This window comes from Legionella quateirensis (assembly GCF_001467955.1).
Taxonomy (GTDB): Bacteria; Pseudomonadota; Gammaproteobacteria; order Legionellales; family Legionellaceae; genus Legionella; species Legionella quateirensis.
The window spans coordinates 91,635-113,596 of record NZ_LNYR01000001.1; the positions used below are offsets into that span (position 1 = coordinate 91,635).

Genomic DNA, 21,962 nt, shown 5'->3' on the forward strand with positions numbered 1-21,962 from the left:
TATTAATATTTTATATAGTCACTATTAATTTTTAATAGTCACATCTAATAAATCCTTAATAATGGTTCTTTATATTTTGTCCATAATGACTTTTTGGAAAGCAATATGGGACGTTCTAAAACTGATGGCCTTTTACTTGAAGAGGCGGCTGCCGTCAAAATACAAACAGCGTATAGGGGTTTTTTCTCCAGAAAATCTTATGCAATTACTCAAATAGCGTCACAATATTTGAAGCCCTTTAATGTTTTGATCAAAGGGAATGATCCTGAGATCACCGACTTGCCTCATCATACAAGCAAAGAGCAAATCGCATTAGTTGCTATATCGGGCATGCGTTCTGTGGAAATTGCATGCCAATTAAGCAGTGGTTTTCCCAAATTGATTATTATTGATAACAGTAAATATGTAGTCGATTTTTGGCGAAAGGCTCGAGATTTGATGAATCATTCTGAGTGTGAAGAACATTTTCTTGCTGAACTGGATCGATATATCGAAACGAGCAAATGCAACAGATCAGGTTTGAAATCAAAAGAATTCGATTATCTGAAGCAATTATTTAATAGCTATGGTTTTAAGAAACTACAGAGGGTAATTGGCGGAACCACCGTTATTGCTCAATCATGGGTTGATCGTGATGTGATGATTAAAGTAAAGAATATTTTGAAGTTTATTGGGGTAGATGTAATTTACGCTTATCCTTCAAATATTGTCTCTTATTTGCGATCGGAAGGGGAACGATCAAATTCAAATCAAGTCCTGGATAACATTCAATTGTTAAATCCCGCTTTGGCCATTCATACCGATCTGGTGTCGGGTAAACCGAAACACGTGTTTAAGATCGAGGATCATACCCCAACATCAGTAGGAGAACAGTTACAACTGAATTCTGTACGATTCAACAGCTCTCTGGTCCGCTTTGGAACGTCCGAAACGCTAATAATGATGTTTCTAATAAGCAAGTTGAAAAGTAGGCCAGATTTGTCATTTAGTACATCCAGTGGCTCTTTTTTTAGATCTGAAGTGACTCAACATTCATCGAGCGATACCGATTTAACTCCTGAAGCAAGTAGTTCAACTGAGTGTTGTACTGAATTGAATCCAGAAAATGCCAGTATCCTCTGAGGTGAACAAAAAGAATGTACGGTTAAATCATCCTTTACGTTTGGAGTTGTTGATTTGAATAGTGTGTTATCTAATTTTATGAAGCACTTTGAGGGATGATATTGGCGAGTGTTTATCTCTTCACCTCGTGTTGGCTCTGTTCGAGTTCTAATGAATTATGAAGTGATTAAATGAGCCTATCGACGAAGCTTATTAATTAACCGTATACTGTTTATTTACTAAGGATAGTAAGAGATTTTAGACATGTATGTCGTTTTATGTATGCTTTTGTTCATTGGGGTTTTCGTACTGTATCATGTAGTCGCTAAATGTCTGGGGTATGCCGGGTTTCAACTGGGAAATTCGTTCAATCCTGACACTTTAGAGCATGATGAAATAACAACGCTCCTAACCAAACTCTCTCATCCGGAGTTTGAGGGGGTATGTTATGGCTTTAGTCTTAACTGGGCACTAGCCGTTGCTGAGAGTAAAGAAGATATATTTTATCGACAACTTCATTTACTTCGTAGTCATAAGTCTGATTTGCCCGTTGTACTTGAGCGTATCAAGCAAAAAAAACACGAATTTCATTATATTTCAGAAGAAGAGCTGCTGATTACCACATTACCTGAGATCTGTGAAAAAATTTGCATTGCCCAAGATCCGATTGCATACAAGAATAAATATGGGAAACTGGTTTGGCAATCCGATATTAATTCCATCCTGAGACGTATTAAACAAGAGGGTTCCGGTGTCAGGCAGGTATTTTATAAAACACATACTTTTGGCTCCAGGCAAGAAGCAAGAGAATATTTTACCTTGCTGGCTAAATCAAAATTAACCGAAAATGTAGCTGTAATTATCAGTACTTCTGATCATGCTATGGGATTCAAACGTGCAGGGAGACTCTGGCGATTTATAAATATAAATGATTTATATAGGCAAGATATCAATAAACCGTATTTTGAATTTGATGCCCAAGGTCTGGTTAATGAGTTGTATCGAGTGAGCGCATCCGGTCCTTTGATACGAAGGCTTACGGTTAATACCGATTTCATCGCACTGAAAATTCCACCTGGATTAATCTCCAGATTAGAAAATAAGTTTCCAGTATTTCCGGTATATCAACGCACTCCTTATATCGAAAAAATATCTTTTTTTGCTATGGCGGCTTTACAGGGGGACATACCTACGGTTAAAAAATGTCTTAAAGCAAAATGGTCCGTTTTTTCTAATAATTACATGAATGATAACTCACCTGTTTTAATGGCAATTTATTCAGGCCGAAGAGAAGTCGTCAAAGCCATGCTTACACCAATAGCGCAACATATTAATAAACAACGTAAAAAGGATTTGGCAACCTTGCTTCATATTGCGTGCAGGTATGGGGGCTGGGGTATAGTTGAAGATTTGTTGCACATCACCGGGATTAATATCAATCCTTTGGATATCAAGGGAAAGACACCCTTAATGTATGCCTGTAAGTCGACAATGATTACCGATGAAAGAAAATTATTCCGATTGTTGCTTAATAATGGAGCTTCTCTGACAATTGAAGATAAAAATGGTTTTACTGCTCTGGATCACGCGATTAAAAATGATCATGAACTGGCAATTGAAATGATAAGTAACAGAATGCAATTCGATGAGGATGCGCAACAGACGGTTACTAAAAAGCAACGTGCTGTTGTACAATCACGCTTGAATTTTTTTAAAAAGGCGCCTGCTGGTGGATTATCTGATGTGTATCCGACACAGTTCGGAAACAATCAAGTGTGCATTTTGCCCAATGGTTGATTGTATTGCATGAGTTGATTTGCCTATTATTGCGCAGATTGTGATTACTGAACATTCGATGTGAGATGATATGCGATTTATTGCTGGATTTTTTGCCCTGTTTTTTTTATTGATCCCTCAGTCTTTTTCTGCCTTTGTTAAAGTGAAGAGCACGATTAAACCGACGAGTGTATTGGGTTCTGATAATAACTATCATCAGGTTTATGAATTAGTCATAAAGCCAAAAAAAATAAAAAAGGGGCATCAGTATACCTTAAAAAAAATTGAGATCCTGAATAAGAAAACCCATAAACTCATTACATCATATGATGGCGATGCACTTAAACCATTGGTCTATATGATTAAGCCAGACGGAGTGATTATCAATACAACTGAATTGGATCATGACGGTCAAATGGTCGCGTTTCTTTATACATCACAAGCCAATAATGCCGAAATTTCGTCAAAACTGATTCATCGCTTGAGTTTTATTGATAAAGAATATCCGGAACACACTATAGAATTTGAAGATGCCATTGTGAAGCGAAGTAAGGTTCCTGTTGACGTGATCAGTTCACCCGTGCAGGGAGGCGGCTGGCTTGCCAGTAATGGCCCTGGCTTATTGAGCAGTCATAGATTCGCCTATTTAAAAGTACATGGGAGTTATTATATTGCACAAAGATTTGCTATAGATTGGGTTCGAATTGACCAAAAAGGGAATGTATTTATGCCGGGTACTGATCGGCAATTAAATGAAAATTATTTGGATTATGGCGTGAATATTTATTCGGCAACAGACGGAACAATTACCCGGGTTCGAAATGAGTTCCTTGATAATGCCCCAGGCCAAATACCTATAGAAGTACAAAATGTTGATAATGCCTGCGGAAATGAAATTACGGTCGAAATGAGCAATGGCCACTATGCCCACTATTGTCATCTCAAACCGGACAGTATGACCGTAAAGGCCGGTGATAAGGTCTATCAGGGGCAACTTATTGCGGCACTGGGTAATTCAGGCAATTCCATGGGACCACATTTGCATTTTCATATTAGTGATAATGATTCCCCCTTGGGTTCAGAAGGTTTGCCTTATATTATAAAGAAGTTTGGTATGCAAATAACTCCTGAACAGGTTGAAGAAGTAGGTATTCTCGATTTTCACGCTTCTGAAACTGATTTAATGGATATAAATATGCCAGGATTAATTAAAACGGATGCTATACCCATGCTAAATGGAGTCTATTATTTTAACAATCCGACTTGATGATTCTCTTTGCGTTTAATTCATAAATTGCGAGTCAGGCACATTCTGTTTCTCTGGAAAAACTGCTATGATGATTTTCAGATCAAATGTCAGGTCATGGATCAACTCAATATTCCTAAAAGCTGAAATTGGGAACCGGATTTATTCAAGAGCTGTATATCTGATTCATATTGCACAACAATTATTTAGTCTGACCAATATTAGGTTGGTATTTGTTTATTTTTTACGCGATTATTAAGGTTTCCTTAAGCTTATTTTTATATAATAGGTTTTTTGATTCCGAATAGGCTGCAATGAAGGAATGCAATGAGCAATAAAAAGCACTCACTTACTATTTTTAGTTTGACTATGATTACAGTTGGCTCGGTAGACAGCATACGGAATTTACCCGCTACCGCCCTTTTTGGAAGCCAATTAATATTTTACTTTATATTAGGTGCTTTATTTTTCCTCATTCCTACAGCCCTGGTATCTGCCGAACTGGCTTCTGGCTGGGCAAAACAAGGTGGAATTTATGTTTGGGTCAAGGAAGCCTTTGGTAAAAAATCCGGTTTTTTAGCCATCTGGTTGCAATGGATAGAAAATGTAATCTGGTATCCGACCATATTATCATTTGTTGCAGGAACTATCGGCTATTTGATTAATCCCGCTTTAACCAGTAATCCTTATTTCCTTTGGGCCGTCATTGTCAGTTGTTTTTGGGGTGCTACCGTATTGAATTTACGTGGCATGAAGTCGTCCGCCATGTTCAGTAGTTTTTGCTCCCTTGCCGGATTGTTGTTACCCATGTCTTTAATCATTGGTCTGGGTGTTGTCTGGATAACTCAGGGAAATCCATTACAAATTAACTTTGATGTACCCAGTATCGTTCCTCATCTCGCAGATAAATCAATGTGGGTGTCTTTAACGGCTATTATGATGTCGTTTTGCGGGATAGAAATTGCCACGGTGCATGCAAATGATGTGAATAATCCTCAGCATGCTTTTCCCAAAGCGTTAATCTATTCAGTTGGTATTATTTTAAGTACTTTAATCCTTGGATCTTTAGCTATAGCCGTTGTGTTACCTGGAAAAGATATTAATCTTGTTGCAGGAATAATGCAGGCGTTTGAAGCATTTTTTCTAAGATATAACATGCATTGGATGATGCCTGTAGTTGCTGTAATGCTCGTATTGGGTGGCCTTGGTGGGGTGAGTAACTGGATTATTGCACCTACCAAAGGATTATTGGTCGCTGCTGAAGACGGTAATTTACCTGAAGTGTTTCAGCGTACTAATGCTAAGGGAGCACCAGTAGTCATGTTAATCACTCAAGCCGTGATCGTAACCGTATTGTCTGCTTTATTCTTATTTATGCCCAGCGTAAATGGTTCCTATTGGTTATTAACGGCTTTGGCTGCACAGTTGTATATGTTAATGTATTTTATAATGTTCATCGCAGCAATTAAGTTGCGTATTAGCGAGCCTAATCACCACAGACCCTTTAAAATTCCTGGGGGAATGATGGGAATGTTATTTGTATCGGGTATTGGGATTATTGGTGTTCTCACCACATTGGCTGTAAGTTTTATCCCACCTGAGGGTATTGATGTAGGCAGTACAGCTCGTTACGAGTTAACTTTAATTATCGGCCTGATATTGATGTGCGCTCCGCCATTTGTCAGCTCCTGGTTGAGAACTCGAGCTGTGAATAGGGAAGCAACTGCTTAAAATACAACTTAAAATAATAAAGACATGAATCCTCTAGATGAACTATTGACCGAATTAAGTTCTCGTCTGCCTGAGCTGGAATGGAAAATTAGTCAATTAAGTTCAGTTATTTCCAGCCATAATCTTCCCAAAGGATTATTTCGCAGTGGAATTGAGTTGACTGGCGCAGGATGTGTAAAAGAAATTCAAGCAGACATCCAAGCCTTATCCGAACAAAAAAATGCACGCAGTGCCATGTTTCTGGCTGAGCGAATTAAACAGAAAATAAATGTTCTGGTTGCTTTGTGCCATATGAACGGCCGTAAAAGGAAACCGGAAGAGCAAGTCTCTTTTGGTGTAAAAATGTTAAGTACTCGACAACAATGGATACAGAGTCTCGAACATGAAATTAATACCTTAACCCAGCAGCAGAAGGCAATGACAAAATCACTTCATCATTTGACACTAGGTGGCAATACGAACGCGATATTGACTCTACAGGCAGAGTTGGGCGAAGTTGAACGACGGTTGACTTTAGCCAAAGAAACATTAAATCAGGCTGTATTATAGGCCTCTGTACATAGTTCTAATCCAATTATTCTTTTATCGTCCCTTAGGATCTGTTGACAATTCATTTTGTTAATTATCCTCAAGGCTTACATACTGCGGCTTGTCCCTGAGAGTTCCTCACTGCTTAAGAATGCACATTAGTTAATCTTAATTTGCAATTTTTATAAGATCGTCATCCTCGCGAAGGCGGGGATCCATCCTAAAATTTAGCACAATGCCACATTGTTGCATGGATCCTCGCCTTCGCGAGGATGACGTATAAAATAGTGAGGATCGTTCAGGGCTTGTCGGTTGTATCCAGAGAATTGCCCTTAGTGAATTTCAAGGTCATTTTTCAAATAGCCTTTTGCTTCCCGTTATATTGCGGTAAATTAGTGGCGTTCAATTACTATAAATAGAGAAGGAGCGCCTTAAATGTCAGATAAGTACTCTCAAATTACCAAGGATATTGGTACTCAATTAGCAAAAATGCGCAAGGAAATGCCGGAATTTATGGCAGGATTTGGTGCTTTGTCGCAAGCGGCTAATAAAGAAGGTGTGCTGGATAAAAAAACCAAGGAATTGATTGCAATGGCTCTGGCCGTAGCCAAGCAATGTCCTGGATGCATCGGTTTTCATGCCCAAACTTTAATTAAATTACAAACAACCAGAGCCGAGTTACTCGAAACTCTAGGCATGGCTGTTTATATGGGCGGTGGTCCATCTTTAATGTATGCGGCTGAAGCATTAGAAGCATTTGAAGAGTTTAGCCAGTAGACGGTACTGATACTAGTGAATCGTAAGGTTTGGTCAAGACCCGTAGACGTCAGGTTAATTAAAGTAGCCCGGATGACGTGCGAAGCGCGTAATCCCTGAAGTCCGGTGTAGAGGGTTCCGATTAAAAAGGTACTATGCTGCGCATAGGCTTCCCGGATTTCGCTATGCTTCATCCGGGCTACTTTTGATTTTTTCCTATGCCAGGCGGCTATGGGGAAAGACTCAACTTATACCGTGGTCTATTTTAGTGTGATAATAATGTAGCTACATGGGCCATTTGTTTATCTGCGGGGTTTTGTTGACAAGGAAATTGTTTGCTGACACCCAGCAATGCAATTTGAGACACGGTCATCGTATCTTTATCACTTCGTTGGCTAGATATTTCTTTATAAGTCTGTTGGATTAATTCATTCAGGGTGATGGAGTTAAGTTGCTTTCCTGGTGGTAAACAAAAAATGGGTTTACCCAGGCTTTTCGCTGATTCATTCGCCTGAATTAAGGTTTCTGCGATGCTTTCACAGGTAATATTAAGAACATGACGAGCTGATCTGGCCCATGCTTGCGCCTGGGGATCCGCCTTTATTTCCATTTGCGGTATGTTATTCGCAATATTCATGTAATTGTTTATGGTATCCGCATATAGATTACTGGAAAAAATAATGAAACCGATTAATAAAAAACGCATAGTACTTCCTTAAAATCCTGCAAGATTACTTAAAAAAATAGTAGACAATTGGGTTATCCGGACAAACATACGGACCACATTCTATGAATGTACTGATTCCATTGGCAAGAATCAAGATAAGAAATAAGTACATGAGGGCAATCAACCATTTGTTCGATGTTTTTAATTGATCATCAAAGCCCTGTTCAAAGAGTAAAGCAATGGCAATGAAACCTATTATGAACAAAAAAATAACTGCTGACCAGGTGTAAAAATATAAACCAAGAAACGGATCACCATAACCCGGTGTACCCGGAGCCAGATGGAGATAGATTTGTCGAGTAGCTATAGCCAGTCCTAATAACGCTTGCAATAACATAAAACCATAGTGAGGCATCCTGATTCCCAGGCGCAAATTCATCATTAAACATAATCCTACGCCTGCAAAACAGATTCTTTGTAATAAACACAAAGGACAGGGTAATGAATTCTTGAGAAGTTGATCAGCAAAGGCAAAAATTAAAATGATACAGATAAATAATAGTCCTAAGCTGTTACCCCAAAGATGTAATTTTTTTTGTATGTTCATAAGGGCACCAGATTGCTGTGGAAATTAAAACAAATGGAAATCAGTAACAGACATAAAAGAAATTGAAAGGTAATCGAATTAGTTGGTTTAAAAATTATCTGCAGGCCAATAAAAAAATAAAGCAAAAACAGCAGTATCATCATGATTGCTACCATCGCTTAAGATCAGTTCAGATAAAAGTATAGTTGGTTCTACACATTTTTTCGAATTGGGGATTTAATTTGGTTGATTAAATCCCATGCGGTGCAATGAAACCTAATTTGAATGCGATAAATAAAAAAATAAATAATGTAAATGAGATACCTATTCTTAAAGTTAATGCTTTCACTGTACGTTTTGAGTTTCCAGTATCACGAATCAGAAAAAATAAGCCACTGGCCAATGAGCCGGCAATAATAATCATGACAAAGATGATGAAGATTTTAGTGATCATTTGTTATACTCCCGAAAATGCTACCTTCAGTCGGAAGTTAGCCAACCTTTTGAGCAATTGATAAAGTATGCCTAGTTTAACCTGTTTTAACATTCGTTTCACCCCAAATTGGCTAATGATTGTTCTGACACTGTTTTGTATCTTTATTTTTATACGTCTTGGCTTATGGCAACTACAACGAGCAGATGAGAAGGTAACGATGATTGCAGCTGAAGAGTCATTGGCGAAACAAGAACCAATACGGTGGAGCGGAGAACAACCACTGCCTAAACAATATCAACGTATCAAGGTACGTGGTACCTATCTACCTAATATTTTTTTATTGGATAATCAGCATCACCAGCATCAATTTGGATATGATGCCGTTTCTCCGTTACAGCTTTCAGATGGGACTGTTGTCCTGGTTGATAGGGGATGGATTGTGGGTGAGAGTACTAGAAGGTCTTTTCCTGAAATTCAAATTCCTCAAGGCATTATTGAGTTGCAGGGCAGCGCCTATTTTCCGGGAAAAAAACAATGGGTTTTAGGGCCAGGAATAGAGAAAAAAGAGCGTGGAATTACTATTCTTGAGATTTTGGATGCAAAATTAGTCAGTCAACTTTTGCAAAAAAAGGTCTATCCGTTTATTATTCGCCTCGACAAGCAAGACGCATATGGATTTGTGCGTGAATGGGCGATAGTATCCATGCCTCCGCAGCGGCATTTAGCGTATGCTCTGCAATGGTTCGCCATGGCATTGGTTATCTTTATTATATTCGTAGCATTGAATCTGAAGAAAAGAAATGAAGAAGCAAGTCACTAAATATTATGTTTTGTTACTACTAGCTACAATGTTTGCTGCACCTGGAGTAACCGCTTATCTATTTTACCAGCACCCAACCTGGTTAGGTTCATCCAAAATTAATAAAGGCACATTATTATCACCTCCGATTTCTTTGAGTCATTTTGGGAACAAATCAAAATGGCGACTCCTTCTTATCAGTCCTGATGGATGTAAAAAGGATTGTCTCGAACAATTAAATATGCTGGCACGAGTCAGATTGGCTTTAGGGCGAAAATTATATCAGGTGGATGAATGGTTGGTTCTGGATGATAAGTCATCACTATTGGCAGATGAAATTAAACCCCTGTTAAAAGAGCAGGATATCAATGTAACTACTTTAAACAGTGCAGATATGGCCAAATTGTCTGCTTTGCCTGTTGATGCCCGGGTATTTATCGCCAATCCGGATAATTTCTTGATTCTTAGCTATCAGACTGGAGGAAGTCCAGATGATATCTATAAAGATCTGAAACTTCTCCTCAGTACAACAGAACAGAAGAGTAACTAAATTGATGCAGAATAAATCCTTACGAATCGCAGCCAGCTTGAGTATTTTACTCGCTTTATTTGTCGTAATGCTGGGAGCCTATACTCGATTAACTGATGCCGGTCTTGGTTGTCCGGACTGGCCTGGCTGTTATGGGCGCATGGTGTTGCCTTCAGCTCATTCAGATTTGCAGGAAGCGCAAACTCAATTTCCCCATATTCCTATTGAAACCAGGAAAGCCTGGACTGAAATGGCTCATCGTTATGCCGCAGGAACTCTTGGTTTGTTGATATTTTTTATTGGAATCAGTGTATTACGTAAAAAAATACAAGGAATAGATATACCTTGGCATCTACCTTTGGCTTTAATGGTTTTGGTGGTATTTCAAGCAGCTCTTGGGATGTGGACAGTAACTCTGAAATTACTTCCCGTGGTAGTTATGGGGCATCTTTTGGGAGGGATGTTCATTTTTGCCTGTTTATGCCGGTTTCGTCTGCAAATCAGTTCATTAGAGGGGCAGGATTTAACTCAATGGCGTTTGTGGATCCGTTTGGGAGTTTTTATTGCATTTTGCCAAATTGCTCTTGGTGGTTGGGTCAGTTCAAATTATGCAGGAATTTCCTGTATAGGTTTTCCAATGTGTAATGGACAGTGGTTACCTGAGTTACATTTTGCTAAGGGATTTAATTTATTTTCACCCGTTGGTGCCAATTATCAAGGTGGTTTATTGGATAACGAGGTTCGAGTAAGTATTCAATTGATTCACCGAGTCGGGGCAGTCTTGACTGCTTGTTATCTTGTGTTGCTTTCATTGCTCATTCTGGGTAAGTCAAATTCCCGATATTTGAAAATATCTGCTTTATTTCTAATACTGTTGGTTGTACTTCAATTTAGCCTGGGTATTTTGAATGTACTGTATTTACTGCCTTTATCAGTGGCAGTTGCTCATAATGGGGTCGCAGCATTACTATTGGCTACAGTGTTTAGTATGGTGCATTTTACACGTAAGGGGTTGGATTATGGCTGCTGAGCTAGTGACACAGCCAACTGCAGATTGGCGGGATTATATCGAGTTGTGTAAGCCTCGAGTGGTTTTGCTCATGCTGTTAACGGTAGTAGTTGGCATGTATCTGGCTGCTCCAGGTTGGATAGATTTGTCTTTAATAGGATTTACTTTAACTGGAGTCGGTTTGTGTGCTGGAAGTGCCGCGGCTATTAATCATTTGGTGGATAGGCATATTGATTCGATTATGGCCAGAACCAGAAAACGACCAGTAGCCCATGGCCGGGTTTCAGTAAGCCAGGCTCTATGGTTCGCAGTTGTCATTGGTGTTTTGGGCTTAACTGTACTTAGTGTTTTTGTGAATAAATTAACAGCCTTGCTTACTTTTGTTACGTTAATCGGTTATGCTGGCGTTTATACCGGGTATTTAAAAAGAGCCACCTCGCAGAATATAGTCATCGGTGGACTGGCTGGCGCAGCACCTCCTTTATTAGGATGGACTGCTGTAACGAATCAGTTGGATCCTCACGCTTTATTATTGGTATTAATCATCTTTACCTGGACCCCGCCTCATTTTTGGGCTTTGGCAATTTATCGTTTTGAAGAATATCAACATGCTCAAATACCTATGCTCCCAGTAACTCATGGTATACAATTCACCAAATTGAATGTTTATTTGTATACTATTTTATTATTGGTAGTAAGTATTCTGCCATTTGTTGTTGGAATGAGCGGTCTTGTCTATTTGATAGGAGCAGTGGTTCTGGGTGCACGGTTTTTGTTCTGGGCCCATAAATTATACAGTACTGAAAAACCTGTAGTTGCAATGCAAACCTTTAGATTCTCTATTGTGTATCTGATGGTATTATTTGTTTTTTTATTGATAGATCACTATCTGTAAGGGGTTATAATGAGTATTAAAATAAAAGGTGTTACTTTAACGGTTACCATTTTATTGGCCCTGGCCAGTTTATTCGCTGGAATTTTTGTATCACAACACCTGCATTTTAAGAAAAAAATTGATGCAGCTCAGTTTCATGGAACTTATCTTGAAAATCCCAGAACGGTCAATCAATTCAGTTTGACAGGTACTGATCAACAACCCTTTGAAAACAGTAGTCTGCAAGGTCAATGGACCTTGGTCTTTTTTGGTTTTACTAATTGTGGATACCTTTGCCCAACTACTATGGCGGAACTTGGTAAAATGTATCGAATTCTTGAGGAAAAAGGCGTAAAGAATTTACCCAAAGTCGTGATGATTTCTATAGATCCTGAGCGTGATAGCCTGGAAAAATTGAACGGGTACGTCAAATCATTCAACAGTTCATTTTATGGTGCACGAGGGGAAGAATCTACCATCAAACTCATGACCAGAGAAATGGGTATTGCTTACGCGAAAGTAATCAATAAAGAGAGTGAAGATCCTAAAAATTATGATGTTCAGCATAGTGGAGCAGTGATGTTATTTAATCCACAGGGAGAGTTAAACGCATTTTTTACCACTCCGCATCATGCAGACTTGTTAGCTAAGGATTATATGTTGTTAGTTTCATAGCTCGTTACAAAGCTCTGTTGATGCTATCAGGAACTCTAAAAGTTCAAATTTATAAATTCATTGCTTATAAAATTTAATTCTTTAATTTCGGTACACCGGGATGAGAATTTATAATTTTTAAACTAGGCTTTACTACATACATAATAAAAATAATTGAGGAACTATTGATTCATGAAAATTGCAATTTTAGCCACTAACCCACATTTATATTCGCACAAGCGCTTAAAAGCTGAAGGGGAAGCTGCTGGTCATGAGGTTAAAATTATCAATCCCTTATATTGCTATATGAATGTTGCTGCTTCAAATCCTAAAGTCCACTATCGTGGAGGGGCTTCTCTTCCTCAGTTTGATGCTGTGATCCCAAGAATTGGTGCCTCAACGACCTATTACGGTACAGCAGTATTACGCCATATGGAAACTATGGGTATGTATACATTAAATGAATCTATAGCCATTTCACGTTCAAGAGATAAATTTAGGTCTTTACAACTATTGGCTCGGAAAGGCATCCCTATGCCTTTGACCAGTTTTGCTCAATCGCCCGATGATACGGAGGATTTAATTCATATGGTTGGCGGTGCGCCTCTTGTAATCAAATTGTTAGAAGGCACGCAAGGCAAGGGCGTCATTCTTGCTGACAGCCACCAATCTGCGGTAAGCATTATTAATGCGTTTAAAGAAATGCATGCCAATATTTTGGTTCAGGAATTTATTGAAGAATCCCGAGGCACTGATATACGCTGCTTTGTTATAGGCGAAAAAGTAGTTGCTGCCATGAAGCGTCAAGCAAAAGAAGGCGAATTTCGCGCTAATGTACATCAGGGCGGAAAAGGCGTAAAAGTTAAATTGTCGCCACAAGAGCGTGCAATTGCAGTAAGTGCTGCAAAAACCATGGGTTTAAAAGTGGCGGGAGTAGATTTGATTCGTTCGAATCATGGACCATTAGTATTGGAGATTAATTCATCTCCTGGTCTCGAAGGCATTGAAAAAACAACAGGTATCAATATTGCTGGAAAAATTATTGAATATATTGCGAAACACGCAAAACCTATTAGTTTAAGCCATCGTTTTCATGGTTAGGTTTTTAGTGCGCGCCTGATTTTGAATCACTTTTACCAAGCAACCAATCAGCATTCACTTCAAGTTCCTGTGCAAGAGTTTGTAATACTGTTTCATCAGGACTTGTAATGCCATTAAGTAGTGCCTCAGCTTTAAATTTGGGTATTTTAATCAGCTTGGAAAGAACCTCTATGCGTTCAGTTGTGGATTCGGGGACTCCTATACTGTCAAGCTCCTTATTAAGTCGTTCTGAAAATCGTTTATTAAGCATTATTTGCTCCTGATTATGACCTTCTATAGGTGGTTGATAATATGTAGTCGGGATCTTAATAAATATAGTGTCTTTATTTGATATAGCATAAAAATGGCGTTTTGCAATGTTCCCCATTTTTTTAGCAAATAAAGACTACACTCCGGTTTGTCTGCGAACCCGGAGTCTTAGACACGCGTTGAACGTTTCACTCAATTGCAGAGCACTCTGCCTGGTTCATTCTGAAGAGGGTTCTTTGTATTTCACAGTGATGTTTCTGTAAGTTTGCAGAAACATCAGGATATCTTCCTGAGCGTTTCCTGGAGTTCTTCCACTTGTTCAATACTGTCCGTTTTACTTTTGAAAAACCAATTTCCCGTAAATAGACGTGTGGCAATAACAGGCAAGGCAAGAATCCCAAAAGAAAGAACAATAAGCGCAATATTTTCCAATGCCTCTTTCCATCCCCGGTGATTTGCCAGTTCACTAACTTTTGCTTTTGCAATCGCATTATTGCAATGCTCTTTAAACGCATCGATTTGACTGGATTCGGGCAGGATGAGATGGTCGATGACGGCATTTTCTATCGAATCAATTAAATCATTTGCGGCATGCCAGGCAGGACCTTGTTTAAATTGATCTCGCTTATTTCTTAAAGACTGTAGTCTGGATAATAAAGTGGGTAGGGGCTCGATATTGATTAAATCCTTTTGTTTCGATAGTTTTTCTTGATTCAGATTGCGCAGCTTAATCAGTTGTTCCTCTGATGGGTGGAAATGTAACTTGAGAATCAAGTCATTTAAATGTGCTTTTGAAGTTGTCAGCGCAGATTGATGCTCATTAGAGGACGGAACAGATGGCTCATTCGTTCCAGTCGCATCAGCGTCTTGCACAACACTATCCCTCGGTGATTGCGTCTCTACTCTATTTTGTTCTTCTGATCGAAATTGTTTAATAAACTCTATGATTTCGTGATGAAGTGGGTCATATGTTCTTTTTTTTGCCTCCATTTCGGCTTTCGCTGCATAATATTCCTGATCGGTTAGTGTCAGATATTCTCTGGCTGCTATACCAGAGTAATAATAATGCTTCAACTCTGTTGCTTTTCTGCCTACTTTATCTGTTTCATCGATGTTTGCGCCATGTTGCATCAATAAACTTACAGCCGTCTTATTGACTGAATATACGGCTTGATGCAATGGCGTCCAACCTTCTGAACGTGTTTTGGAGTTCGGATCAGCTTTACCTTCTTTAAGTAGGGCTTCAATACAATCACCTTGTTTATCATAACAAGCAGCTACATTGAGAGGGTAACTGCCATTGGCGGACGTTGTAGAAACGAGCTCCGGATTTCTTGTAATGATATTTTTTATCACTTCTTTGCCACATCTTGGATACATGGCAGCATAAATTAATGCGTGACCATATTCACCTGGCACTGTTAAATCTGAATACTCCAAATACAACTTTATCACTTCTTGTAAACAAGCTTGCTTTTCTTCTGATTGACACAAGCTATCACTGGTATACTGAATTGCCATTTGTAATGGAGTAATTTTTGGATGTTTTGATCCAAAAATACTGGGGGTAAATTCCACTGTGCTGTATTCTGCGGAGTTAATGGCACGCGTATTTACCGGCTGCTTCTGATCTGATAGCAAGCTTTGGCGAATTTCTGCAAACCATTCCGACTTTTGTTTTATTAATGTTTCTTGAGGTGTTTTTCGTATTTTATTTATATATTCGTGGAACATTGTTGTCATGAGTTATTCCTTCGCGAGGTATATGTCGCCATTCATTTTGGACAAATTATAAACAAATACGTTAAGGAAGTCACGCTCAATAGACTGCCAGTGACAATAAATATAATTTTTAGTTGATTCGATTAAATGATTTACTCTGTCCATTCGTATTACGATCAAATTGATGCTCCAATTGTATTGACACCGTGTTTAAACATTTTAAATTTGATTGACGCTTGATTACAGTGATGTAAAATCGAAGCAATTTCACAGGAGTTACGAAAAATTCCAAATATCTTCGTTACATGGAGTTTTTAATTAAGTCATTTAGGCTATCTAAACGGCCGTATAAAAATTCCTTTTGTCTCGATCTTGGGTGTGAGTAAATTCTGTGTCAGTGTGGAAGCGTTCATTTCTTGAGATAGGATCAGATGTTCATTAATGGATGAAACACTGGTTGGATCCAGTTGATAGAATGAGCCAATATAATGTTTAGGATAACACATGCTCGAAAATGCGGCTTCAAATTACCCTTGTGATTTAATTTTATTTGGCGTTTTGGGCGATCTTTCCTGTCGTAAATTATTGCCCGCTTTATATCATCTCGAAGGAGCTGGCCTGCTTCATGTAGATTCACGGATTATTGGATGTGGACGTGAAAATCTAACCGCAGCAGAATTTCTGGAGTTGATTCGATCCAGAGTGCAGCGACTGTTAAATGAAACCATAGACGAGACAGTGTGGACTCGTTTTATTGCCAAACTGAGTTATTGTTCCCTTGATTTGACGGTAACAGATGATTATCAAAAATTAACTGATTATATCAATCCATCATTGCGAACGGTTGTTTCCTATTTTGCCATTCCACCATCTCTATATGCTCAGGTCTGCCATGGACTGGCTCGTATAGGCTTAACCGAGCAGCCTTCCCGTGTCGTATTAGAAAAACCAATCGGCCATAATCTCATTTCATCCCAAGCAATTAACGATGAGGTTGCGCAGTTTTTCTCAGAAGATCAAATTTATCGCATTGATCATTATCTGGGTAAGGAAACGGTATTAAATCTTCTGGTGCTTCGTTTTGCCAACTCAATGTTCTCATCCAATTGGGATCATCGAGTGATCGATAAGATTGAAATAACCGTAGCTGAGGAAATAGGCGTTGAAGGGCGCTGGGAATACTATGATAAATCAGGACAAGTGCGCGATATGTTGCAAAATCATGTTTTGCAGATTTTATCCCTGGTAGCCATGGATCCTCCTTTGAGCCTCTCTTCAGAAGATATACGCAGTGAAAAGTTAAAAGTATTAAAATCCTTGCGTCTAATCAATGAGACCAATGTTAGAGACCACACAGTTCGTGCTCAATATGCGGGCAATGTCATTCAAAATACAGTAATCCCCGGGTATTTAGAGGAACATGGGGCTGATCAACATTCAGTAACTGAAACCTTCGTAGCAATAAAAGCATATATTGACAGTTGGCGATGGTCGGGTGTGCCATTTTATTTGCTTACAGGCAAACGATTGGCAAAAAAACAAAGTGAGGTCGTTATTTATTTTAAACATCAGCCGCACAATATTTTCAATAAATTCAATAAGGTATTACCACCCAATCAATTGATCATACGCTTACAACCAGATGAAGGTCTTGAGTTGCGAATTATGAACAAGGTTCCCGGTCTTGGCGAAAATCTGGCTCTGTCTGAAAGTAAACTGGATTTGAATTTTAATCAATTGATCAATACGCCACGAATTGCAGATGCCTATGAGCGATTGCTATTGGAAGTGATGTTAGGAAACCAATATTTATTTGTTAGTCGAGAAGAAATTGAGCAGGCCTGGAAATGGATTGATGCTATAAAGAACTCCTGGGATGCAGAGGGTGCTCCACTTCATACTTATCCATCAGGAACCTGGGGACCTAACGAAGTAAGAACGTTATTTAATGGTCAGGCACATATTTGGGATGATCGAAATGCAACTTTATAGTTTTAGCGATGCGAATTTGTTAAATAGTGATTTGGCAGATCAGATTAAACATAGTTTATATGAGGCCATTTCATTGAGAGGGCGCGCATACCTTGTTGTTTCAGGGGGTAAAACTCCGATTGAGTTATTTAAACTATTGGCACAAAAAGATTTGCCTTGGGATAAAGTCACCATTACTTTGGCTGATGAGCGTTGTGTGAGTGTTGATGACGCCGATCGGAATGAACGATTAGTAAAGGATTTTTTACTGCAATATAAGGCTCATCAGGCACAATTTATTAGTTTGTATAATGAAGGAGCTCAAATTGAAGAGAATCTGAAGTCGATTGAACTTCAAATTGACTCATTACCAACCTTTGATGTGGTCATTTTAGGTATGGGTGAGGATGGGCATACTGCGTCCTTATTTCCATGCAGTGATGAGCTGGAGTCTGGTTTGGATGATGAAGCCCAATCGTTGCTTGTGGTTCATCCCAAAACAGCACCCTATCAGCGGATTACCTTATCTAAAAGACGATTACTCGATAGTCGAATTATTTTCATCCATTTGATTGGCCAAAAAAAGCGCACAGTATTTAGTCAGGCAATGGTGAATAATAATCCTAAAGTGATGCCGATTAGTGCTTTTATTAATAATCAGAATGCTAATATTCAAGTGATGTATGCACCCCAATAAGGAACTAAATATGCACCCCGTTGTAGCTCAGGTTACTGAAAACATCAGTAATCGTAGTGCTAAAAGTAGAAGTATGTATCTGGAACAGATTTCCAAGGCCCGGGTTAAAGGCCCACAAAGAAGCGTTCTTCATTGTGGTAACCTGGCACATGGATTTGCCGCCTGCGCCAGACAGGATAAAGACAATTTAAGGGGGGTAAACAAAGCGAATATTGCCATTATCTCTGCTTATAATGACATGTTATCCGCACATCAACCTTATCTCTCTTTTCCCGAGGTGATTAAGGAGGCGATTACCGCTTCAGGTGGTGTTGCTCAATTTGCTGGCGGTGTTCCTGCGATGTGTGATGGAATTACCCAGGGGCAACCTGGCATGGAATTAAGTTTATTAAGCCGTGATGTCATTGCTATGTCCACAGCGATTGCTTTATCTCACAATATGTTTGATGGCGGTTTGTTATTGGGGATATGCGATAAAATAGTACCTGGGTTGCTTATGGCAGCTTTGAGTTTTGGACATTTACCCTTTGTGTTTGTACCCGCAGGCCCTATGCCGTCTGGAATTTCAAATCAGGAAAAAGCCAAAGTCCGGCAACTGTATGCTGAAGGTAAAGCAGATAAGAATGCATTATTGGAGGTCGAGGCTGCATCTTATCATTCCGCTGGTACCTGTACCTTTTACGGAACAGCTAATTCAAATCAATTAGTTATCGAGTTGATGGGGTTGCAACTTCCGGGTTCTTCTTTTGTTAATCCCAATACTTTAATAAGAAATGAGTTAACCAAGGCTGCAGCAGCTCAGGTTTTGACTTTAACTGACCTAACAAATAATTACATGCCAATCGGGCAGATGATTGATGCCAAAAGTATTGTTAATGGGATTGTTGGCTTATTAGCTTCCGGAGGCTCAACAAATCATACCATGCATCTTATCGCTATTGCTTCAATGGCAGGATACTCGGTTAATTGGGATGATTTTGCACAGCTATCACAGGTTACTCCGTTAATTACCCGAATTTATCCTAATGGTCATGCAGATATTAATCACTTTCAAAGAGCCGGGGGAATGGCTTATTTTATCCGAACTTTGCTGGAAGCGGGTTTAGTGCATCAGGACGTGAATACGGTTGTTGGTTTTGGCCTGGAGCACTATACAAGACAACCTGTTTTGGATAATAACCAGCTGGTATGGGTTGACGGTCCAACGAGTTCAAGCAATATAGATGTGTTGACCTCAGTATCCAGTCCATTTAAATCTCAAGGGGGATTACAGGTTTTAAGCGGTAATATAGGTCGGGCTGTATTCAAAACCTCAGGGCTTGCTGAGGGAAAAAGTGTGATTAAGGCACCTGCTGTTGTATGTTCCAGCCAGGCTGAATTTGAACAGCTTTTTAATCGAGGATTGCTAAATAAAGATTGTGTAGTTGTGGTTCGATTTCAGGGACCCAAAGCCTGCGGGATGCCAGAGCTTCACCAATTGACTCCGAAATTGGGGGTTCTTATGGACAGAGGGTATCAAGTGGCATTGATTACTGATGGTCGAATGTCAGGCGCATCAGGTAAAGTACCTGCCGCTATACATGTAACTCCTGAAGCTATGGATGGTGGTTTAATAGCCAAAATTGAAACTGGAGATATGGTGTTAATTGATGGTGAACGCGGGATTTTGCAGATTTTGGTTGCCGACGAGACATTATCAACACGAATTGAGGCATCACCACCTTTAGATGAGCATCTGCAAGGAATGGGACGTGAACTTTTTGGGAGCTTAAGAGCTCAGTTTACTGGGGCAGAACAGGGCGCATGTAGTTTGTTTATAGGACAACAGTATCGTTATGACAGCTTATGATCTAAAAGAATATGCAATAGTAGCTGACATTGGAGGCACGTTTGCTCGATTCAGTCGTGTGAATTTAGTGAGTTTGCAGATGGATAAAATTGAAATTTATCCTTGTGCCTCGTTCAGTAATATTGATTCAGTATTAATTGCCTATCGGACTCAACACTCATTGCAGGAACTTCGGCGAGTAGCAATAGCCATTGCCTGTCCTGTTATTGATGATTTGATTTGCATGACCAATTGTCACTGGCAATTCTCGATTCAGGAATTAAAACACAGATTGAATTTAACTGAGCTAAGGGTGATGAATGATTTTACAGCCATCGCGATGAGCTTACCCGAATTATCGCTTCAGGATGTCATTCAGATTGGATCTGGTTACTCGGATGTCAATAAAGTGCGGGTGGTTCTGGGGGCGGGAACCGGATTGGGTGTGGCTTATCTGATACCAAACCAGCAGTCTTATACTGCGTATGCCGGTGAAGGTGGACATGCAGATTGGGGAGCAAAATCAGAACAGGAATGGTTTATTCACACCTATTTAAAAAAGCACTATTCGCATGTCTCGCTTGAACGAGTATTGTCAGGTCATGGTTTGGAGAATTTGTATAAAGCGATAGCTGCTTATCGCGGTCAGGATAGAGCACCTTTAAGAGCAGCAGAAATTATTTCATTGGCTTTGACTGAGGAGTGTCCCATAGCTCAGGCGACCGTTGAGCAGTTTTTTGTCTGTTTAGGAACGTACGCCGGAGATTTGGCCTTAACTTATGGTGCCTTTGGTGGTGTTTACATCGCTGGTGGTATTGTACCTCGACTTATCTCATTGATAAAACAGAGTAAATTTAGAGTCTGTTTTGAAGATAAAGGCCGTTTTACCGATTTTAATGCTCTAATTCCTACCTATATGATTACGGCAGAACAGCCGGGAATTTTAGGGGCGGCAGCGTCACTGAAACACGCTATAAAAGGAGAATTTGATGTTGTTTCCTGATGGTCTTTCAGCGGAAAATGTGTTTTCTGTGTCAAAAGTGATCCCGGTGATTGTCATAAGGGATTTGGATAAGGCCATTCCTTTGGCTTCGGCGTTATTGGCTGGTGGAGTTAATGTATTGGAGGTTACTTTAAGAACACCAGTAGCTTTAGACGCCATTAAATTATTGACCAGAAATTTTCCTGATGCCTTAATAGGTGCAGGGACGGTTATTAATCCTGAACAATTGGATGAAGTGACTCAAGCCGGCGCAAAATTTGCAATCAGTCCTGGGCAAACCCATTCATTATTAATGGCTGGACAGAAGTCTCGAATTCCTCTGATACCGGGAATTGCCAGTGTTTCCGAATTAATGGCTGGCTTGGAGTCAGGTTATCGTCATTTCAAATTGTTTCCTGCTGCTGCCGTAGGCGGGATTCAGTTGTTGCGTGCTGTTTTTGGCCCTTTTCCGGATGTTCGATTTTGTCCAACTGGTGGCGTCAATGAAGAGAATTTTCAAGATTATCTTGCCCTACCTAATGTTTCTTGTGTTGGTGGTTCATGGATAGTTCCGGATCAGGCAATCAAAAATAATGAATGGTCATTAATTACGGAGTTATGTCTTTCGATTAGTAATGACCAATATAAAGTTCAGTGAAAGCGGGTTATAGTTTTTTATCAGGGCTCAGTGAGTCTTTAACAAGCTCAGCTCACTATTAA

At 39.5% G+C, this 21,962-nt stretch carries 22 protein-coding genes; 17 read left to right on the plus strand and 5 right to left on the minus strand.

The window, feature by feature from the left end:
- Positions 1 to 105: 105 nt before the first annotated feature.
- The 6 genes from Lqua_RS00495 to Lqua_RS00520 all read left to right on the plus strand — a co-directional run bounded on the left by Lqua_RS00495 (position 106) and on the right by Lqua_RS00520 (position 7,159).
- Positions 106 to 1,122: an IQ calmodulin-binding motif-containing protein gene (locus tag Lqua_RS00495; RefSeq protein ID WP_058472358.1), complete on the plus strand. Its 1,017-nt coding sequence runs from the start codon at positions 106 to 108 to the stop codon at positions 1,120 to 1,122.
- Positions 1,123 to 1,365: 243 nt separating this feature from the next.
- The gene (ankG, locus tag Lqua_RS00500; RefSeq protein ID WP_065240127.1) at positions 1,366 to 2,898 is read left to right on the plus strand and encodes a Dot/Icm T4SS effector AnkG/AnkZ/LegA7; all 1,533 of its coding nucleotides are present in this window, start codon (positions 1,366 to 1,368) and stop codon (positions 2,896 to 2,898) included.
- A gap of 70 nt (positions 2,899 to 2,968) precedes the next feature.
- Positions 2,969 to 4,144, plus strand: coding sequence for a M23 family metallopeptidase (locus Lqua_RS00505; RefSeq protein ID WP_058472359.1), 1,176 nt, complete (start codon positions 2,969 to 2,971; stop codon positions 4,142 to 4,144).
- 306 nt (positions 4,145 to 4,450) lie between these two features.
- The gene (locus tag Lqua_RS00510) at positions 4,451 to 5,854 is read left to right on the plus strand and encodes an APC family permease (protein WP_058472360.1); all 1,404 of its coding nucleotides are present in this window, start codon (positions 4,451 to 4,453) and stop codon (positions 5,852 to 5,854) included.
- Positions 5,855 to 5,878: 24 nt separating this feature from the next.
- The gene (locus Lqua_RS00515) at positions 5,879 to 6,403 is read left to right on the plus strand and encodes a primosomal replication protein (protein ID WP_058472361.1); all 525 of its coding nucleotides are present in this window, start codon (positions 5,879 to 5,881) and stop codon (positions 6,401 to 6,403) included.
- Between the two features lie 414 nt (positions 6,404 to 6,817).
- Positions 6,818 to 7,159, plus strand: coding sequence for a carboxymuconolactone decarboxylase family protein (locus Lqua_RS00520; RefSeq protein ID WP_058472362.1), 342 nt, complete (start codon positions 6,818 to 6,820; stop codon positions 7,157 to 7,159).
- A 244-nt stretch (positions 7,160 to 7,403) separates the two neighbouring features.
- Here the strand turns inward: Lqua_RS00520 and Lqua_RS00525 are convergent, their stop codons facing one another.
- The 3 genes from Lqua_RS00525 to Lqua_RS00535 form a co-directional block, all read right to left on the minus strand.
- Positions 7,404 to 7,844, minus strand: coding sequence for a hypothetical protein (locus tag Lqua_RS00525; protein WP_058472363.1), 441 nt, complete (start codon positions 7,842 to 7,844; stop codon positions 7,404 to 7,406).
- Between the two features lie 25 nt (positions 7,845 to 7,869).
- A complete protein-coding gene (locus Lqua_RS00530; protein WP_058472364.1) occupies positions 7,870 to 8,412 on the minus strand; it encodes a disulfide bond formation protein B in 543 nt (180 codons plus the stop codon).
- 229 nt (positions 8,413 to 8,641) lie between these two features.
- A complete protein-coding gene (locus Lqua_RS00535) occupies positions 8,642 to 8,845 on the minus strand; it encodes a twin transmembrane helix small protein (protein WP_058472365.1) in 204 nt (67 codons plus the stop codon).
- Positions 8,846 to 8,912: 67 nt separating this feature from the next.
- Here Lqua_RS00535 and Lqua_RS00540 point away from each other — a divergent pair, with 67 nt between their 5' ends.
- From Lqua_RS00540 to rimK, 6 genes are all read left to right on the plus strand, one after another.
- Positions 8,913 to 9,647 carry an SURF1 family protein gene (locus Lqua_RS00540; protein WP_058472366.1) on the plus strand — a complete coding sequence of 245 codons (735 nt, stop codon included), beginning with the start codon at positions 8,913 to 8,915 and terminating at the stop codon, positions 9,645 to 9,647.
- Complete coding sequence (locus Lqua_RS00545; RefSeq protein ID WP_058472367.1) at positions 9,628 to 10,176, plus strand: hypothetical protein; 549 nt, start codon at positions 9,628 to 9,630, stop codon at positions 10,174 to 10,176. Before Lqua_RS00540 ends, Lqua_RS00545 begins: the two co-directional genes overlap by 20 nt.
- Before the next feature lie 4 nt (positions 10,177 to 10,180).
- Positions 10,181 to 11,185 (plus strand): COX15/CtaA family protein, encoded by a 1,005-nt coding sequence (locus tag Lqua_RS00550; RefSeq protein WP_058472368.1) that lies wholly within the window; start codon positions 10,181 to 10,183, stop codon positions 11,183 to 11,185.
- Entirely contained in the window at positions 11,175 to 12,059 is an 885-nt protein-coding gene (gene cyoE / locus Lqua_RS00555; protein ID WP_058472369.1) for a heme o synthase, read from the plus strand. The genes Lqua_RS00550 and cyoE overlap by 11 nt, the downstream gene beginning before the upstream one ends.
- Before the next feature lie 9 nt (positions 12,060 to 12,068).
- Positions 12,069 to 12,713, plus strand: coding sequence for an SCO family protein (locus Lqua_RS00560; RefSeq protein ID WP_058472370.1), 645 nt, complete (start codon positions 12,069 to 12,071; stop codon positions 12,711 to 12,713).
- Positions 12,714 to 12,884: 171 nt separating this feature from the next.
- A complete protein-coding gene (rimK, locus tag Lqua_RS00565) occupies positions 12,885 to 13,793 on the plus strand; it encodes a 30S ribosomal protein S6--L-glutamate ligase (protein WP_058472371.1) in 909 nt (302 codons plus the stop codon).
- Positions 13,794 to 13,797: 4 nt separating this feature from the next.
- Here rimK and Lqua_RS00570 read toward each other — a convergent pair whose 3' ends face one another.
- Positions 13,798 to 14,043: a hypothetical protein gene (locus Lqua_RS00570; RefSeq protein ID WP_058472372.1), complete on the minus strand. Its 246-nt coding sequence runs from the start codon at positions 14,041 to 14,043 to the stop codon at positions 13,798 to 13,800.
- Between the two features lie 275 nt (positions 14,044 to 14,318).
- Positions 14,319 to 15,785 carry an ankyrin repeat domain-containing protein gene (locus tag Lqua_RS00575; RefSeq protein WP_058472373.1) on the minus strand — a complete coding sequence of 489 codons (1,467 nt, stop codon included), beginning with the start codon at positions 15,783 to 15,785 and terminating at the stop codon, positions 14,319 to 14,321.
- Between the two features lie 483 nt (positions 15,786 to 16,268).
- Here Lqua_RS00575 and zwf point away from each other — a divergent pair, with 483 nt between their 5' ends.
- Genes zwf through Lqua_RS00600 form a run of 5 tightly spaced genes read left to right on the plus strand, consistent with a single transcriptional unit; the run spans position 16,269 to position 21,900 of the window.
- Positions 16,269 to 17,756, plus strand: a complete 1,488-nt coding sequence (gene zwf, locus Lqua_RS00580; protein ID WP_058472374.1) for a glucose-6-phosphate dehydrogenase — start codon at positions 16,269 to 16,271, stop codon at positions 17,754 to 17,756.
- Positions 17,743 to 18,432, plus strand: a complete 690-nt coding sequence (gene pgl, locus Lqua_RS00585) for a 6-phosphogluconolactonase (protein WP_058472375.1) — start codon at positions 17,743 to 17,745, stop codon at positions 18,430 to 18,432. The genes zwf and pgl overlap by 14 nt, the downstream gene beginning before the upstream one ends.
- A gap of 10 nt (positions 18,433 to 18,442) precedes the next feature.
- The gene (gene edd, locus Lqua_RS00590; RefSeq protein ID WP_058472376.1) at positions 18,443 to 20,281 is read left to right on the plus strand and encodes a phosphogluconate dehydratase; all 1,839 of its coding nucleotides are present in this window, start codon (positions 18,443 to 18,445) and stop codon (positions 20,279 to 20,281) included.
- Positions 20,268 to 21,263, plus strand: a complete 996-nt coding sequence (gene glk / locus Lqua_RS00595; protein WP_058472377.1) for a glucokinase — start codon at positions 20,268 to 20,270, stop codon at positions 21,261 to 21,263. Before edd ends, glk begins: the two co-directional genes overlap by 14 nt.
- The gene (locus tag Lqua_RS00600) at positions 21,250 to 21,900 is read left to right on the plus strand and encodes a bifunctional 4-hydroxy-2-oxoglutarate aldolase/2-dehydro-3-deoxy-phosphogluconate aldolase (RefSeq protein WP_058472378.1); all 651 of its coding nucleotides are present in this window, start codon (positions 21,250 to 21,252) and stop codon (positions 21,898 to 21,900) included. The genes glk and Lqua_RS00600 overlap by 14 nt, the downstream gene beginning before the upstream one ends.
- Positions 21,901 to 21,962 lie beyond the last annotated feature (62 nt).